This is a genomic window from Chromatiaceae bacterium, assembly GCA_016714645.1.
Lineage (GTDB): Bacteria > Pseudomonadota > Gammaproteobacteria > Chromatiales > Chromatiaceae > M0108.
In genome coordinates, this window is the sequence record JADKCI010000002.1 from 282,057 (window position 1) to 297,719 (window position 15,663).

The 15,663-nt window shown below is 63.5% G+C and carries 15 protein-coding genes and 1 pseudogene; 9 read left to right on the forward strand and 7 right to left on the reverse strand.

Features of this window, described 5'->3' with window-relative positions; translation table 11 throughout:
- Positions 1–64: 64 nt before the first annotated feature.
- From IPN92_08275 to IPN92_08315, 9 genes and pseudogenes are all read left to right on the forward strand, one after another.
- Positions 65–775, forward strand: a pseudogene (locus IPN92_08275) (4Fe-4S dicluster domain-containing protein).
- An 11-nt stretch (positions 776–786) separates the two neighbouring features.
- On the forward strand, positions 787–1,647 hold the full coding sequence (nrfD, locus tag IPN92_08280) for a polysulfide reductase NrfD (GenBank protein MBK8638278.1): 861 nt from the start codon (positions 787–789) through the stop codon (positions 1,645–1,647).
- A gap of 18 nt (positions 1,648–1,665) precedes the next feature.
- Positions 1,666–4,296, forward strand: coding sequence for a molybdopterin-dependent oxidoreductase (locus tag IPN92_08285; protein MBK8638279.1), 2,631 nt, complete (start codon positions 1,666–1,668; stop codon positions 4,294–4,296).
- A gap of 91 nt (positions 4,297–4,387) precedes the next feature.
- Positions 4,388–5,191, forward strand: a complete 804-nt coding sequence (locus IPN92_08290; protein MBK8638280.1) for a molecular chaperone TorD family protein — start codon at positions 4,388–4,390, stop codon at positions 5,189–5,191.
- A gap of 17 nt (positions 5,192–5,208) precedes the next feature.
- Positions 5,209–5,661 (forward strand): DUF309 domain-containing protein, encoded by a 453-nt coding sequence (locus tag IPN92_08295; GenBank protein MBK8638281.1) that lies wholly within the window; start codon positions 5,209–5,211, stop codon positions 5,659–5,661.
- Positions 5,658–6,365 carry a hypothetical protein gene (locus tag IPN92_08300; protein ID MBK8638282.1) on the forward strand — a complete coding sequence of 236 codons (708 nt, stop codon included), beginning with the start codon at positions 5,658–5,660 and terminating at the stop codon, positions 6,363–6,365. Before IPN92_08295 ends, IPN92_08300 begins: the two co-directional genes overlap by 4 nt.
- A complete protein-coding gene (locus IPN92_08305; GenBank protein MBK8638283.1) occupies positions 6,362–6,832 on the forward strand; it encodes a hypothetical protein in 471 nt (156 codons plus the stop codon). Before IPN92_08300 ends, IPN92_08305 begins: the two co-directional genes overlap by 4 nt.
- A complete protein-coding gene (locus IPN92_08310; GenBank protein ID MBK8638284.1) occupies positions 6,829–7,923 on the forward strand; it encodes a 4Fe-4S ferredoxin in 1,095 nt (364 codons plus the stop codon). The genes IPN92_08305 and IPN92_08310 overlap by 4 nt, the downstream gene beginning before the upstream one ends.
- 36 nt (positions 7,924–7,959) lie before the next feature.
- A complete protein-coding gene (locus tag IPN92_08315; GenBank protein MBK8638285.1) occupies positions 7,960–8,364 on the forward strand; it encodes a hypothetical protein in 405 nt (134 codons plus the stop codon).
- A 349-nt stretch (positions 8,365–8,713) separates the two neighbouring features.
- Here IPN92_08315 and IPN92_08320 read toward each other — a convergent pair whose 3' ends face one another.
- The 7 genes from IPN92_08320 to IPN92_08350 form a co-directional block, all read right to left on the reverse strand.
- A complete protein-coding gene (locus IPN92_08320; protein MBK8638286.1) occupies positions 8,714–8,881 on the reverse strand; it encodes a hypothetical protein in 168 nt (55 codons plus the stop codon).
- Positions 8,882–9,081: 200 nt separating this feature from the next.
- Entirely contained in the window at positions 9,082–9,699 is a 618-nt protein-coding gene (locus IPN92_08325; GenBank protein MBK8638287.1) for a cytochrome b/b6 domain-containing protein, read from the reverse strand.
- Positions 9,700–9,705: 6 nt separating this feature from the next.
- A complete protein-coding gene (locus IPN92_08330) occupies positions 9,706–10,671 on the reverse strand; it encodes a hypothetical protein (protein MBK8638288.1) in 966 nt (321 codons plus the stop codon).
- Positions 10,672–10,694: 23 nt separating this feature from the next.
- Positions 10,695–11,399: a molecular chaperone TorD family protein gene (locus IPN92_08335; GenBank protein MBK8638289.1), complete on the reverse strand. Its 705-nt coding sequence runs from the start codon at positions 11,397–11,399 to the stop codon at positions 10,695–10,697.
- 2 nt (positions 11,400–11,401) lie between these two features.
- Entirely contained in the window at positions 11,402–11,809 is a 408-nt protein-coding gene (locus tag IPN92_08340; GenBank protein ID MBK8638290.1) for a hypothetical protein, read from the reverse strand.
- Positions 11,806–12,495 carry a 4Fe-4S dicluster domain-containing protein gene (locus IPN92_08345; protein MBK8638291.1) on the reverse strand — a complete coding sequence of 230 codons (690 nt, stop codon included), beginning with the start codon at positions 12,493–12,495 and terminating at the stop codon, positions 11,806–11,808. Before IPN92_08345 ends, IPN92_08340 begins: the two co-directional genes overlap by 4 nt.
- Before the next feature lie 17 nt (positions 12,496–12,512).
- Positions 12,513–15,053 carry a molybdopterin-dependent oxidoreductase gene (locus IPN92_08350; GenBank protein MBK8638292.1) on the reverse strand — a complete coding sequence of 847 codons (2,541 nt, stop codon included), beginning with the start codon at positions 15,051–15,053 and terminating at the stop codon, positions 12,513–12,515.
- Positions 15,054–15,663: the final 610 nt, after the last annotated feature.

Sequence of the window (15,663 nt, forward strand, 5' to 3'; positions counted from 1 at the left end):
TTCCGGGAACCAATAGGCCGCAGAGGGTTGTTACGGGCTTTAACGATGACCCAGGAGTGAAGCTATGAGCGAAGAGTTGAGGCTTTCGCCGATCGAGACACGGGGCGTGGCAGGCAAGCGACGCTTTGCCATGGTAGTGGACGTGCGCCGCTGCATCGGCTGCATGGCTTGCCAGGTGGCGTGCAAGGCGGAATACGACACGCCGCTGGGCGTCAATCGTACCTGGGTGCCGTACAAGGTCGTGGGCACCTATCCCACCGTCAAGAAGCACTTCCTGCCGCGGCTGTGCAACCACTGCGACGATCCCCCTTGCGTGCGCGCCTGCCCGGTGGATGCGACCTACAAGGTCGAGGACGGCGGCTTTGTCCTTCAGCGCTACGAGCGCTGCATCGGCTGCAAGGCCTGCATGGCCTCCTGCCCCTACAACGCCCGCTTCATGCTGCCGGCCCACCGCACCTACACCGCAATCACGAACGTGGTGGACAAGTGCACCTTCTGCTTCCATCGCGTGACCCAAGGGTTGGTCCCGGCCTGTGTGCAGACCTGCATCGGCCGCTCGCGGATCTTCGGCGACCTCAACGATCCGGCGAGCGAGGTCTCCTACCTGGTGGCGACCCACGCGACCCAGGTCCTGCGGCCCGAAGAGGGTACCAAGCCGCACATCTTCTACATCGGCGCCGACCGCAACCTGACCGAGCACGGGCGCAATCTCTACAACCGCCCCAAGGTCCTCGACGAGGACCAGCGGGCCTTCAACAAGCACTTCCGGGACCTAAGGGGGACATCATGGGCGACTACACCGTATTTCACGCCATCCCCTGGACGGGGGCCTACGCCATCTACTTCTTCGTCATCGGCATCTCGGCGGCGCTGTTCTTCTTCTCCGCGCTCTCCTACTACCGGGACGAGTTCAAACCGATTCGCATGAGCGCCTTCCTGTTGTCCTTCGCGCTGCTGCTGGTCGGGGGTGTGCTGTTGATCGAGGACCTGTCGCAGCCGGGGCGCTTCCTCAACATCATGAATCCGGCCTATCTCAGCTTCAAATCGCCCCTGGCCTGGGGCGGGCTGAACCTGATCTCGTTTGGGTTGGTGTCGGTGCTCTATTTCCTCGCCATGCGCCTCGGCAACGAGCGTCTGGCACGGACCCTTGGGGTCCTGGGGTCGTTGCTCGCCGCCGGCCTGCCGATCTACACCGGCTTCGACCTGACGGTCCATCAGAACCGGCCGGTGTGGAACACCCCGCTCATGCCGGTACTTTTCCTCGGGCTTTCCTTCCTGTCCGGGGCCGCCGTGGCCTCCTTCCTCGCCTGGAAGGACCAGCGGTTGCTCGGCTGGCTGCGCCAAAAGATGCTGTGGTCCGGCGCCGTGGTCGCCGCCATGCTGATCTCGCTCATGGGCACCACGGCCTATGGCGGCACTGGCTCGGAGCTGACGTTCATGCTCATGACCACGGGCACCCTCGGGATCGTCTTCGTCGGCCTCGGGATGTTCGCAGGGCTGGCGGCGCCGCTGGCGCTCTTGCTGGCGCCCTTTGGCCGTGAGCAAACCGGCATCGCCATCGCCGCCCTGCTGCTACTCGTCGGCGGCATGGCCCTGCGCTACGCGATTCTGATCGGCGGCCAGCTCGTCCAGACCCAATATTATTGAGATTTCGGAGCCACAGTCATGTTCAAGCTGAATCGACGGACCTTCCTCAAGGTTGGTGGCGGCACCGCCCTGGCCGCCGCCGCGGCCCCGAGACTGCTCACGGCAATGGAGCTCGACCTGGGCGGCAAGGATGTGAGCCCGGTGGACTTCACGGAGCGCAAGGCCATCCCCATGAACTGCCACGTCTGCAACATTCAGGACGGGGCCATCGCCTATGTGGAGAAGGGGCGCGTGGTGAAACTGGAGGGCAACCCGGAGCACGTCTCCACCCGCGGCCGGCTCTGCGCCAAGGGCAACTCGGGTATGTGGTACAGCTATGACCCGGACCGCATCCTCTATCCGCTCAAGCGGGTGGGTGCCCGCGGCGAGGGCAAGTGGAAACGCATCACCTGGGACGAGGCCCTGGGGGAGGTCGCGCAGAAACTCGACGCCGCCCTCAAGGAGGACCCCAACACCATCATGCTCAAGTGGGGGCGCAACCGCACCGGCGGGACCCTGGAGCGGTTTATGAAGACCCTGGGCTCGGCGACCGTGCTCAACCATACCTCGGTGTGCGAGTCCTCCAAGAAAGTCGGTCAGGAGCCCTGCTGGGGCCCGGACATCGAGACCCCGGACTTCGCCAACACCAAGTACGTTTTGAACTTCGGCTCCAACGTCCTGGAGGCGTCCTACTTCCACAACCCGCTGTCGCAGCGCGTCACCGAGGGCCGCGTCGACAACCAGATGAAGATCGTCACCTTCGACGTGCGGCTGTCCAACACGGCGGGGTTCTCGGACGAGTGGATCCCGGTCTTCCCGGCCACCGATGGGGCCGTGGCCCTGGCCATGGGTCACGTCATCCTGCGCGACGACCTGCAAGACTCCGATTTCATCAACACCTGGACCAATGTCACGGTGGATGAACTCAAGGAACACTACAAGCAGTACACGCCGGAATGGGCGGAGAAGCTCTCCGGGGTCCCGGCTGCCACCATCGAGCGTATCGCCCGGGAGTTTGCCACCACCAAGCCGGCGACCCTCTTCACCTACCGGGGTCCGGCCAAGCACCTCTACGGTTCCTACAACGAGAAGGCCTGCATGATGCTGCCCATCATGACCGGCAACATCGAGCGCAAGGGTGGCTACTGCCTGCCGCGCGGCATGGGCTGGCTCCAGCCCACGCCCGAGCCGCCCAAGCCGGCCAATGGGTCGGTGCTCGCCCATCCGCCCGAGTATCCGTTGGCGTCCCATAAGGTGTCCCACCTGACGCCCTTCTGGATCGCCGAGGGCCGGCAGAAGATCAATGTCTACTTCACCTATCAGGACAATCCGGTCTATACGAATCCCGGTGCCCAGGCCGTCTGGGGCAAGCTCTTCCGCGACGAAAAGCTGATCCCCTACTTCGTTTCCATGAGCTCCCACATGGGCGAGGAGACGGCCCTGGCGGACATCATCCTGCCCGACTGCCCCTACCTGGAGCGTTGGGAACCGGAGTCCATGCCCAACTCCCTGTGGCCCTGGCTGGGCATCCGCCAGCCGGTCCATGCCTCCCTGGGGGAGTCGCGGGAGAACCGCATCCTGCTGCGCGACATCATCCACAAGCTGGACCCGGACGGCAGCCGCGGCATGAAGCAATACTGGGACTTCAAGGACGGCGAGGACTACATGCGTCGGCACTTCGACAATGTCCCGGGCCTCAAGGAGGCCGGCGGTCTGGACTTCCTCAAGAAGCACGGGGTCTGGCCCATCTACGGCAAGCTCGACCCCAAGACCGGCAAGGTGGTGGACAAGACCGGGCGCGAGATCAAGGCTGAGTACGGCCTGCACAGGAAGGAGTTGAGCGCCGAGGACATGACCGGGGCGGTCGTGGAGGCCGGCGGCCTGATCGTGAAGAACGGCAAGGCCATCGGCGTCCAGCGCAACGGCAGGAACGTCGTGGGCTTCTCCACCCCAGACCGGCTGCTCAACGTGCGGGTGGAAGAATGGGCCAAGTACGGCTTCAACCCCATGCCGACCTTCAAGCAGATTCCCTGGCACAAGGAGATGACCGACGACGAGCTGATCCTGTCCACCTACAAGATTAACGTGCACAAGCAGTCGCGCACGGCGGCGGTGAAGTGGCTGGCGGAGATCATGCACAGCAACCCGGCCTGGATGAACCCGGTGACGGCTAAGAAGCTCGGGGTCAAGACCGGCGACCTGGTGCGCATCCAGACCAAGGTCGGCCATCTGGTGACCAAGGTCTATGTCACCGAGGGCATCCACCCCAAGGTGGTGTCCATCCCCACCGCCTTTGGTCATTGGGAGTATGGGCGGCTGGCGACCCTGCGGCTCAAAGAGAAGCCCGCCTTCGGCGGCCAGGACGACCCCGACCTGAATAACGTCTGGTGGGATGACAAGGGCGTGCATCCGAACGCCATCATCCCGGTGGTGGCCGATCCCATCGGGGGCTCCCAGGGCTGGTACGACACGGTCGCCAAGGTGACCAAGGCCGGGCCGAACGACCAGTACGGCGACGTGCAGGGCGACTGGGACAAGCATGTCGAGGCCTTCAAGGAGACGCTGCGCTACGCCTACACGGGGGACCTGCACCGCAAGATGCACCCGGAGATGGTGGCCTGGGCCGGCCCCGAGAGTGTCAAGCCCAGCGACCACGGCGGCGGCCATTAAGGCGCAGGCCAGGACCACGCGGCCGCCGATCCTGTAACGCCGCCCTTCCCGGCCCACCCCTGGTGGGCCGGGACCTATTCGGGGAACCCAAATGCTGACCGGACTTGCCTTCGAACCCCAACCGCCGGCCGCGCCCATCCCGTCTGAGTTGGCGCCCGACGAACTCCGGGAGGAGTGTGTTGCGCGTGCGCGCCTCTACCGCTTACTTTCGGCGGTATTCGTCGAGGAGCCGACAGAGGCCTTTCTCGATGCCCTGCGTACCCCGGAATCCCTGGCCGCCCTGGCCGAGGCCGGGCTGGCCTTCGACGAGGACTTCGTTGCCACCGAGACCCCTGTGCTCGCCGACCAACTGGCCTGCGAATTCACCACGCTCTTCGCGGCCTCGGGTGGGTTCCCGCCGGTGGAGTCGGTGCGGCTTACCGGACGCTACCAGCAGGAGCCCTATTTTCGCGTGAAGCAGGGCTACCGCCAGGCGGGTTTCCTCCTGGGCAAGGGGCGCTTCGCGGTGGTGGAGGACCAACTGGGCGTGGAGTTGATGTTCGTCGCCGAGCTGCTCGAGCGCTGCGTCGTGGCCCTGGATGGCGATGACCGCGCCGCCTATCAAAGCTGGGAACGGGAAATCAAGCGTTTTTGGGCCCAGCACCCGGGCCTGTGGGTGCGGGGCTTCGGCTCGCTGGTGGCGCGTGCCTCCGAGCATTCCTTCTATCGGGAGATGGGGAAACTGCTCCAGGCCTTCGCCGAGGCGGAACTGGCCCTGCTGCGGTTGCGGGTCGAGGACGTCGATCAGGGCAAGGCCGTGGTACCCAAGGCGGAGGTCCAGGTGGAGTTCAACCCGGACGAGCCGGTGTGCGATGGCTGCGGGGCTGGGGATGCCCTGCGCGAACTGCGCGCCTGAACCGGGGAAGGCCCGCCATGGCGACCCTGCTGGACCTCAATCCATCCCTGCCGACGATCCTCCTGGACGAGCGCCCGGCGACCTACCCCTGGGAGGACCTGGCGTATCTCTGGGATCGCAACGACATGGGCGGCGTCCACGACTGGCTCAATGCCCGCTGGTCGCGGCTGGTGGAGACTCGGCTCCTGGGTCAGCGCGACCCGGAGGCGGAGTTTCTCCAGGCCCTGGCCTTCGCGGCACTGGCCCTGCATTTCACCCAGAACCGCAATCAGGAGGGGGCCCTGCTCCTGCTCGACGACGCCCTCCTAGCCCTGGGCCGCTATCGTCCGGGTCTGTTCGGTGTCCGTGTCGAGCCCATCATCGACACCCTCAATGAGCTGCGCCCCATGATCGTCGCCCTGGCCCCGGACGACGATTGCCCCATGCAACCCTTTGTCTATCGCCGCTTTGAGCTTCGTCGTACATCATGAACCCAGCCCCAGACCAGACCGTTACCCTGTGTTGCCTCGGCGACGACCCCAGCACCCCCCCGGCGGGGCCGTTCTTTTTCGTGGATGGCGACGTCCTCTCGGACGGGCTGGACCGCTGTCTGGGGATCGTGCTGCCGCGGGCCGGGGAGGCGCGGGCGCGCGAACTGCTGGTGGCCGGGGCGCCCCGCGTCCTGATGGGCGAGGCGGCGCTGCGCGACCCGACCCTGGTCCAGACCCTGGCCCAACAGTTCGGCCCGGATCGGGTCGGGGTCTATGTGCCGGCGGCGCGCCAGCGGGTGAGCTGGAGCCTTGACTCGGTCTGCAACGCGGACTTCAAGGTCATGGCACCAACCCAGTGCGAGCCCGCCTGGGAGGTTCTCCTGGCCGATGACACCCCCAGCGGGACCCATGTCGCCTGGTGGGTCCGGGAGATGTTCAAGCGCGGCGCCGCCCTCGCCCTGGTGCGGGCCGATATGGTCGACGACGCCGACCTCAATATCTGCGCCGGGCTCGCCGAGGAATGCGGTGACCGGCTCTGGTTTGGTCCGCGCCACCAGGCGCCGGACGCCCTCGGCGACTGGATTGCCTATGGACATGCGCGGCAATTGGTCTTCACCCAGGCTATCTACGAGGGCCACGAGGCCGTCCTGGCGTTTGTTGCCAGGCCGGAACACCCGGTGCCGCGCCGGGAGATCGCGGCATGATCGCGCCCGCGAGCACTCTTCGGCGGGCCGTCCTCGCCACGGCACTGCTCCTCGTCGCCCCCGCCTGGGGGGATGGCGTTGGGCTCTATGACAAAGCCGAGCTCGAGACCGCCTTCAAGCAGTCGGCCCCCTGCTGTGTCGTAGACGCCCGCTCCGAGGCCACCCGCGGTGCCCGACCCCTGGCAGATGCCGTGATCTACCGCCTGGGGGTGCGGATCGCCCCCACCGCGGCCGTGGTCGTCATCGGCGACAACGACGTCCAGGCCATGGCGGCCGGCAAGGCCCTGGCGGCGACCAGCGGGGCTAAGGACGTCTACGCCGTCAAGGGTGGACTGGCGACTTGGCAGGCCCTGATGCCCCCGGCGCCCGAAGCAGCGGAAGGCGTCATGCCATCCACCTTCATTATCCCTAAGAACACCTGCGAGCACGGCCCCCCCTTGCAAGAGCTGCGGTTCGATCGCCAGTGAAGCTGTCGCAACCTGAGTTCCGGGCCGGCCGCTGTACCCGCTACCGCTTTCGCTATAGCCTCTGCCGACGCTGCGCCGATGCCTGTCCCCACGAGGCCGTCACCCTCTCGGAGGAAGGGGTCGCGCTGGACGGCGCACAGTGCCAGAACTGCGGCCTGTGCGTCTGCGCCTGCCGCACCGGGGCTCTGGCGGCGGCGAATCTCCCCCTGATCGATCTGCTTAAGAAGGCCATCCGGCTGCCGGCCTTCTCCTTTGCCTGTGCCCCCTCGGGCATGGGGGGCGACGCCCTGGTCCCCTGCCTCGGGGCCCTGGACGCCGCCGTCCTGGGCTATCTGGCGAAGCGGCGCATCCCGATTGAACTGAGGGGTAGCCACCACTGCGGGGACTGCCCCCACGGGGAGCGGGGGGCGGCGCAACTGGCGATCAATCTGGACGCCTTGGGCGCACTCCAGGAGGCCGCGGGCGAGGCCGAGGACTGGCTGACCCCGATCCTGCCGGTGCCGGTCGGCGCGCAAGGGGCCGAGCCTGAGACCTTCGTCGCCTCCCGGCGGCAGCTCTTCCGGCGGTTCCTAGGCCCTGCCGTGGGCGAGGCGGGGAGCGATGGCGAGCCGGCCGCGGTGGCGATCCCCGACCGGGCGATCCGCGCCGGTGCCCCCATGCTCCCCGAGCAACGCGAACTCCTGGGGATCGTCGGCAAGCTGGCCAACGCCGAGCCCTTTCTCCTTCGGCCCCACCAGGCCCTGCCCCTCATGGACCTGGACCTGGCCCCGGGCTGTACCGCCTGCGAGGCCTGTTTCCGGGTCTGCCCGACCGGCGCCCTGCTGGTCGAGGAAAGTGCGGAGCGCTGGGCACTCAGTTTCGATTTCAACCGCTGCGTGGCCTGCGAGGTCTGCCTGGAGGTCTGCCAACCCGGGGTGCTGCGCCCGCTGGATCCCATTGATGCTGCGTCGCGCCCGGCGCGCATCAGGCTTCACGGCCTGACCAAGCAGCGCTGCACCCGGTGCGACCGTCACTTCGTCTCCCCCGACCCGCGGGAGCTGTGCGACATCTGCGCCGACGACGAGGACGCCTTCGCGGCGATCTTCGGCTAACGCACCCATCAACCGCCAAGTCGATTCGAGACCAAAATGGAGTGGGAATTTACCCCCGAGGCCGTCGTAAAGGGCGACGCAACCTACTGCCTGGAGGACTTCCGCCGCGACCTGGCGCTGGAGGTGCGCGGGAACCTGGGACCGGTTTCCGCCGCCGAGTTCCAGCGCACCTACGAACTGATCTACGACCTCTGCTATTGGCTCGCCACTGGCAAGCCGTTCGAGGGGTTTCTGCTGACCCTGGAGGATGATCCCGCCGGTATCCGGCTGGCGAAGGCGGTCGAGGTAGCCATGCAGAACAATGTGGTTATGCTCGGCGCCATCCTGCAGCGCATGATTATGGACCGGGTCGAAGGCGGCATGCCCCTGGACGACGCCCTGGCGGCGGTGGACGCACAGCATCGGACGGTCGCGGAAGTGTCAAGGCAGTTGTCGCATTAGTCATGCCGCACGTACTTGGTCTATGACGGTGCTCGGTGTGCAAGGCCGCCGCCTCCGCCAGGGCTCGGTCTTTGCGCTGCAACTCCAAAAGTGGCGCGATGAGAACGAGGCGGCTCGCTTCCGTGCTAACAGGTTGATCCGCATGATGGCCCGGTCCATGCTAAAAAACAGCCTATAACCCAAGCGGACCGGTCGAGATGCCAGGGCGTCCCCTGAACCACCTGTCTTTCTTCTGGAGTTTTACCTGTCCTCCTTGTCAGGCCGCGCGTCCTTTTTTGGAGGCCCTGCCGCCCCTGGTTATCAGGCTGGGCCTTGCCCGCAGCCTGCGCGGCCTTGACGCCCAAAAACCCTAACGGGTTTCTTTGGTTAAGAGGCCGATTTCATACTCCAGGTTGTAACGGCCAAAGACGAGATTGGCTTCATGTGTGAGCTCCTCGCACAGATCCTGAGGGTCCTCGCCCGCCGCGATGCGCTGGTTGACCAGATCTTCGAGCGCCTCTTTGAAACTGGTAGTCATGATGTTCTCCCGTTGTGGTTAACCCGCTTTAAAGTCTAGCAGCCCCAGCGGGAGGAAGATCGAACCGGCGAAGTAAACTTTAGGGCGTGCCCAAACCACGCCTAGAGCACCGACATCCTCGCGCCCGCTCTGGGCGCGAGGAGGGTTTGAAAAGAGGGGGTGAGCGGGGGAGGCAAAAGGGTCTTTGCGGAGTGCTCTGGTTACCTTTCCTCGTGATAGCCGGTGATCATCATCTTGAAATGGGTGCTGACTCGAGACCCACAGCTACCCAGATAGATGTGGCCGATGATAAAGGCGATGAGAAAGACCCCGATGATGTAATGCAGCATGGCAACGGGAATGAGACCATCCATGCCCATGACCTGCTTGGGGGCGAAGTCGGGCCAGTTAAAGATGAGCCCCGTCACGATCAAAAGAGGCATGAGGGCGTACATCACCAGCCAATAGATGATTTGCTGCATGGCATTGAAGTTTGCCTGTTCCGTGGGGTGGTAGGGTGGTTGTTCACCCCGGAAGATACCCCATGCATAATATCCAATCTGTCGATTTATCTTTTCACCAAAGCCCCCGGGTTTGGGGACGTACTGCCACCAGTTGCCCGTGACGATGTTGGCGATGACGAAGAAGATATAAAGGGCGGCCAAGGCCAGCCCACCGATACTATGGACGCGTGCCGCCAGTTCGAAGGGCACCAGTGGTAGATCCGGGTCGGAAAAATGCAGGCTGAGACCCGTGATGGCGAGAATGATCATCAGCAGGGCATTGGTCCAATGCCAGAGGCGTATCCATAGGGGAAGAATGAAGATGCGTTCGCTCATTACCAGTTACCTCCGGCGCCGGAAAATGCCGGCCAGGATGCGAATGAGGCCATGGACGGCGACGCCGGCCAGGGTCAGGCCGAGAAGCCAAACCGCCAGGCGGTCGAGGTGCACATTGCGCGTTGCGCCAATAACATAGGCGTCCCCAAGCAGGGCGCTGTTAAGGAATCCCAAGTCGTTAGCCTCTGCCTGGGTGTATCGGTACAGACGCGTTCGCAGTTCAGTGTCCTGGGAATGACAGGTCACGCAGTCACGTTGGGCCCGTTCCTTGTCCAGGATCTCGTGCGAGAGGGCGAGCTTGCCATGAGTGGAAATGGGCGTGTGGCATTCGACACAACGCACGGCTTGCCAATGCCGTTGAGTATTGGGCAGGAACTCATGGATGCTGTCGATATCGGGTCGCGTCTTGCCCTCGGTCAGTTTACCGCTGAATTTCGCAAATTCCTCGTCGGAATCGTGGCAGGCCATGCATCGGGCATTGTCCAGCGATACGGTTTGGCGCGGGTCTCCGACGTTTTGCGCGATCCGGTCGACGTGGGGGTCGTGACAGGTGTTGCAGTTGAAGTGCTCGGACAGATTGCGGGCATGCACGCTCTTGTCAAATTGAGATTGAACCCGGAAGGCGAGCTGCGCGTGGCATTCAGCGCACTCCAAGGCCTTGCCACCCTTACCCTCCTGGTGCGGGTACTCTACATAAGCCTTGCCATGGCAGGTTTTGCAGGCCATGCCGGCGTGATCCGACTTCTGGAACTGGAAGGGGTCCAGCAAGGCCCCCGCGAGCCGTTCCAGGTCCATGCCGCTACGCGGCGGAAATAGCAGGGCTTGCTCGGTGTGGCAGGCGATACATTCCCCGTTCCAGGTGCGCACCATCAGTTGCGTTTCGGGGTCCTTAGGGGGGGCGCCCAAAGGCTCCTCGCTGGTTGCCGGAGAGGCGACCAACCCAGCAATGACCACAATGGCCGCCTGCGCCATCGTACGAAAAGTTCCAATCCTGTTCATGCCGCTACCCTCTTAGGCCGACGGTCACTGGAGCCCGTTCGCTGAGAGGAGACCTTGCTGGTGTCCATGGCGAGGACATCCCCGGCGATTATGGCTCCGGTGACGCGCGCCAGGGCCGCGTACAGGGGTTCACGGGATTGGCGCGCCAATTCCTGACAGTAATGGGGGACCCACTTCAACAGGTGTGCGCCAAGGAAGTCGCTCTGGCGTTCCCGTGCCCATACCGCCTCGCCAGTTTCTCCGTTGGCGGTCGCCTCGGCCTCGGCGTTGCACAGGCTCGCCAGGAACCTGAGTTCACTGGCGATGTGATCGCAAGGCCCGCACGGGCTCGTATCCTCGAAACCGGCCTCGCTATAGGCCGTTGCCACGGCCAGGGTACTATCGCCGAGGATACGGGATTCCCGCCACACGGATTCGTAGGGTGGGGGAGGTGCATAACCCTGACGTAGGCCCAAAAAGAGGCGGGCGTGTTCGATGGCAAGCCGCTGGCTCAGGTCGTCGAGGTCCGATTCAGCAACCGCCGTCAAGGCCTGGCGCAATTCACCGCCAATATCTGTCTTGTCCTCCGGGCTGTTGGCAGCGGTGCTGGCCAGTCTTGCCAGGACTGGGCCCGCGATCGGTTGACCAAAGAGCGAGGCGAGAAACCAGTAGGTCTCGGCGCGCCGCCGTTGCTGTTGGATGGAATTATCCCGTTGCGCCATGGTTAGTTACCCGGGAAGGCGTAAAAGGGGGTTGCCAGGGCACCCTCGCCCCGGTGGCAACCCAGGCAGATACCCCGATCCACCGCGCCGGGATAGGCGGCGATGGGGAACTCCTCGCGACGCAGGAACTGCGCGTCCTTGGGGAATACCACCCCGACATGGCAGGAGATGCAGTTATAGGCCATGAAGCGGGCATGGATGCGGTGGAAGCGCCCACCGACCTCCAGGGTGTACTCATCGCCGGGGGAAATATCGCCCTCACGGATGAGATCGGCGAGGATGCCGGCCCCCAGCGGGGACTTGGCGTAGGGGCCTTCCGCCGTGGTCGTGGTTTGATCGGCGGCCAGGGCGGTTCCCAGCAAGGTGAGCCCGGCCAGGCCGATGAGGATGGGTCTCAGGGCTGTTTTCATCGCTTCTCCCCCCCTTCCAGGACGTAATAGACCTGAGGCGCCGTGCCATATTCACGCTTGAGTTGCGCCGCCCTTTTGTGGCCGATCATCTTGGAGACCTTGGAATCCGGATCATCCAGGTCGCCGAAAAAGCGGGCATCCACGGGGCACACCAGGTCGCAGGCCGGGGTGTATTGAGGTTCCTGTCCAATGCGGTCGGCCTTGCCATCCGCCAGGGCCTGTTCCAACCGATGCCAGCAGAAGGTGCATTTTTCGGCAACCTTGGGCTTCTTGCGATGGGTCCAGTGCCGCTCGGCGCCGGGAATAGCCTCCAGGGGCGTCGCCTCCTGGCCCGGATAGAGGTTCTCGATGGTGTTAGTGATTTGCGGTACGCCATAGGGGCAGACCGCCGCGCAATAGCCGCAGCCAATGCACTTCTCGTAGTCGATGAGTACCACCCCCAGTTCGTTCTTGGAGATGGCAAAGGCCTTGACACCGTCGCAGGCCGTCTTGCATGGCGGGTTTTCGCAGTGCATGCAGTTCATGGTCACGAAGGTGCGGTAGAGATTGGGGTAGGTCCCCTGCTCGGCTTCGATCATGACGTTCCAGGGGGCACCCGGGGTGAAGTGATTCTCCACCGCGCAGGCAGCCACGCAGGACCGGCAGCCCATGCAGCGCTTCGTGTCGATCACGCGTACTAGCTTCATGTTTACCGCTCCTTCCCTTAGGCGGGATAAATGTTGCACTTGGTATCGTTATAGGAGTTCATGCCCGAGATCCGGTCGGGATGGAGTTCGAGCACGCTATTAACGTCGATGCCCTTGCGTGCGTAGGCGGGGAAGCCGGGGGAAGACTGGCCGTAGTGATAGGAGATGCCGAGGGTATCGGGCCTGATGCCCTCCGTAAGTTGCACCCTGCCTTTCACCATGCCGACGCGGGTCTCGATGATCACCTCGTCACCCTCTTTGATGCCCAGGTCAGTGCCGGCGGCGGTGTTCATGAGGACCCGGTTGTCGTCAATGCCCTTGCCAAGTGCCTGATTTAGGATGGGGTTGGTATTGTGGCAGGCCATCTGATTGCGATACATGCGCTTAAAGGTGATCAGATAGAAGGGCAGGTCCGCGGCCTCCCGGTGGGGCGTGGGAAAGGCGTGCTCCTTGGTCGGAATAGGGGAGTAGGCAATGGCGTACTGGTCCAGGTCGATGTTACCGATACCCTTTTCCGAAACCGTCTTGCGCAGTTTTTCGAGGGTGTGGGTCATTTGGTCGGCGTAGAACTTCATTTTTGGCTTGCCTGGACCCTTGAACTGGGCCTCGACGCCTTTCAGATAGGTATCCGCTGGCTTGACCTTCTTGCCGATGAAGCCATGCTTCAGGGCCGTCTCGAAGGGTTCACCCTTGGTCTTGTCGGCCCAGATCACCTCCACCGCCTCGCGCGCGCTGTAATCCCGGCCTGGCTGGAAGACATGTTCCTTGAGTTTCCAGGCGTTGTTGATCTCGGCGATATAGGCGTCGCGCAGGTCCAGGCGTTTGGCGAGTTCCCAGAGAACATCGTAGGCATCGTGTTGGATGCCATAGACATTGGCCACCGGCTGACGAATGGCCGTGTGCTTGGTGGTCGGCGTCCAGCGCGTCGGCGAGAGGTGCCAGGCTTCGAGATAGGTAAGGTCCGGTAGCACCATGTCCGCCATCCAGGCCACCTCGCTCATGTGTACCTCGATGACGACGTTGTAGGTCTTCTGGAGGGAGCGGAACTGGGTGGTGGTGTCCGAGGTGGAGACCGGCCGGTTGGTGGCATAGAAAATTTGCATCTCGGGCTCGTAGGGCAACCCATAGGCGGCGGGGTCCAGCACCGTCAGCGCCACCTGCTGACAGACGTCGTGGTGACCGTTGGGGAAATAAACGCTCTTGGCCAGGTCCGCCCGCTTAGGCGGGTATTCGCATTTGGCGGTTTCCATGTACTCGGGTTTGTCATAGACCTTGCCGAGTACCATGCCGCCCACGGCATCCGGGTTGCCGATCAGCATTTGCAGCATGAGACCGGCGCGCCAGGTCTGGACCCCGTGCTCCTTGGCCGAGAGCCCCCGCCAGGTATGCACCATGACCGGCCGGTATCTGTGGGTCAAATCGCCCACCTTTGTGGTTTCACCGATGTGCGCCGCGCGGGCGATATCCGCGGCCAGTTGGCGGATGGTCTCCGCGGAGACCCCCGCTACCTCGGCGGCATAGTCCGGTGTCACTTCCTTCAGACTATCGGCGAAGACATCGAAGGCGGTGCGCGCCTGTATACCTTTGACTTCGTGGCTGCCGCGCAGTGCCGGGACCACACCTTCGGCAAAGGCCGTTGCCCCCTGGGTTACGCTGTCCCATACCAGGGGTTCCCCCTTGTCGTTGACCAATATTTTGCCATCATCCCCCACCAGTTGCGGAGCGTTGGTGTAGGTGATGAGGAAATCAGCGTCGAAGGCCCCGGCCTGAATCAGCAGGCCCGAGAGCGCCAGTAGGATGACGGCATCCTTGCCCGGCCGTACCGGAATCCATTGGTCCGCCTTGGCCGCGACATGCGAAAACCTGGGTTCGACCGCCACCACTTTCATGCCCCGCTCATGGGCATCGGTGACGGCGTGATCCAGCCAGCGGGCGTACTGCTCGGCCTCGAAGTAGTTGGAGCCGAAGACCAGGAGGAGGTTACAGCGCTCTACATCGGGAAGAAACCCGTGGTATCCCCAGGTCATGTCGTCCGCCACATGGCGGGCTGCTTCGCAGGAAGTGGTGCGGTGGATGACATTGGGAGTACCGAAAACCTTGCAAAAGGCCTTGGGGAACTGGTCGCCAATCAGGTATTTACCGTGGCCGTGCTGCCAGATCAGCTTTGAAGGATTGTCCTTGCGGATCTTGTCCAGCCGCTCCGTCAAGGTTTGGAAGGCTTCCTCCCACGAAATCGGGACCCATTTGGGGTCCTGATCCATGCCCTTGAGGGGATTGGTGCGCTTGAGTGGCACCTTGACCCGATAGGGGTTGTAGACCGAGAAGACACCGGAAACCCCCTTGGGGCAGATACCGTGGTTGTAGTAGTCGCGGCGAGCGGAGTCGGGAAAGATGGAGCGGATGACGCCGCCTTGCTTGTGCACCTCGATGCCGCAGAAATTGACGCACTGCACGCAGGTGGATTTGAAGATCTCGTCGGGCGAGCGGTTTCCCGCCAGGGCCGAGCCCACTTTCGGGAAGGCAATCAGGCCACCCGTGGCTGAGACATAACCAGCCATGGCGCTGATTCCCTTAATGAAATCGCGTCTTGTGATCATTATAATCCCATGTTTTTAATGGTTGATAGAGGCTGCGGGGAGGGTTTTTGGGTTTTTCATTCGATCAGGAGGCGGACTCGTTGCCACCCTTTGCTTATCCAACCACAGAATTGATAAATGTCAGCGACAATAAGCCTGTTACTTGATCTCAATCAATCAGGCCGTTTCCAGGTCGGCTTGACCACAGGATTCTGGGTGCGATCCAAATGAGCGCCTGATGGCGCGACTGAAACAGCACCCGCAGTTGCGCGGCCGGGTCGAGCGCCTGGTTGATCTTGTCGAGGACGCTGGGGATGACCTGCGCCAAGCCAACGAGGCGGAGCGGCGCGTGATCGAAGAGGTGCGCGGGCTCGGCCGAGAGCTGTTGGGGGACTGGGCGGATAGGCAGGTGGCCAAACGGACGGATGAGATGGAGCGGGCGCCAGGAATCTGGCGCGAGGGTAAAAAACTCGGCTGGCACAGTACCTTCGGCGACATCGAAGTAGACGAACCGCATTACCGGGAGGGGCGGCGGCGACCGTTTGCACGCAGTGCCCAAGTGCAGCACCGCGGCGGCTCGTTGCCGTTGCAG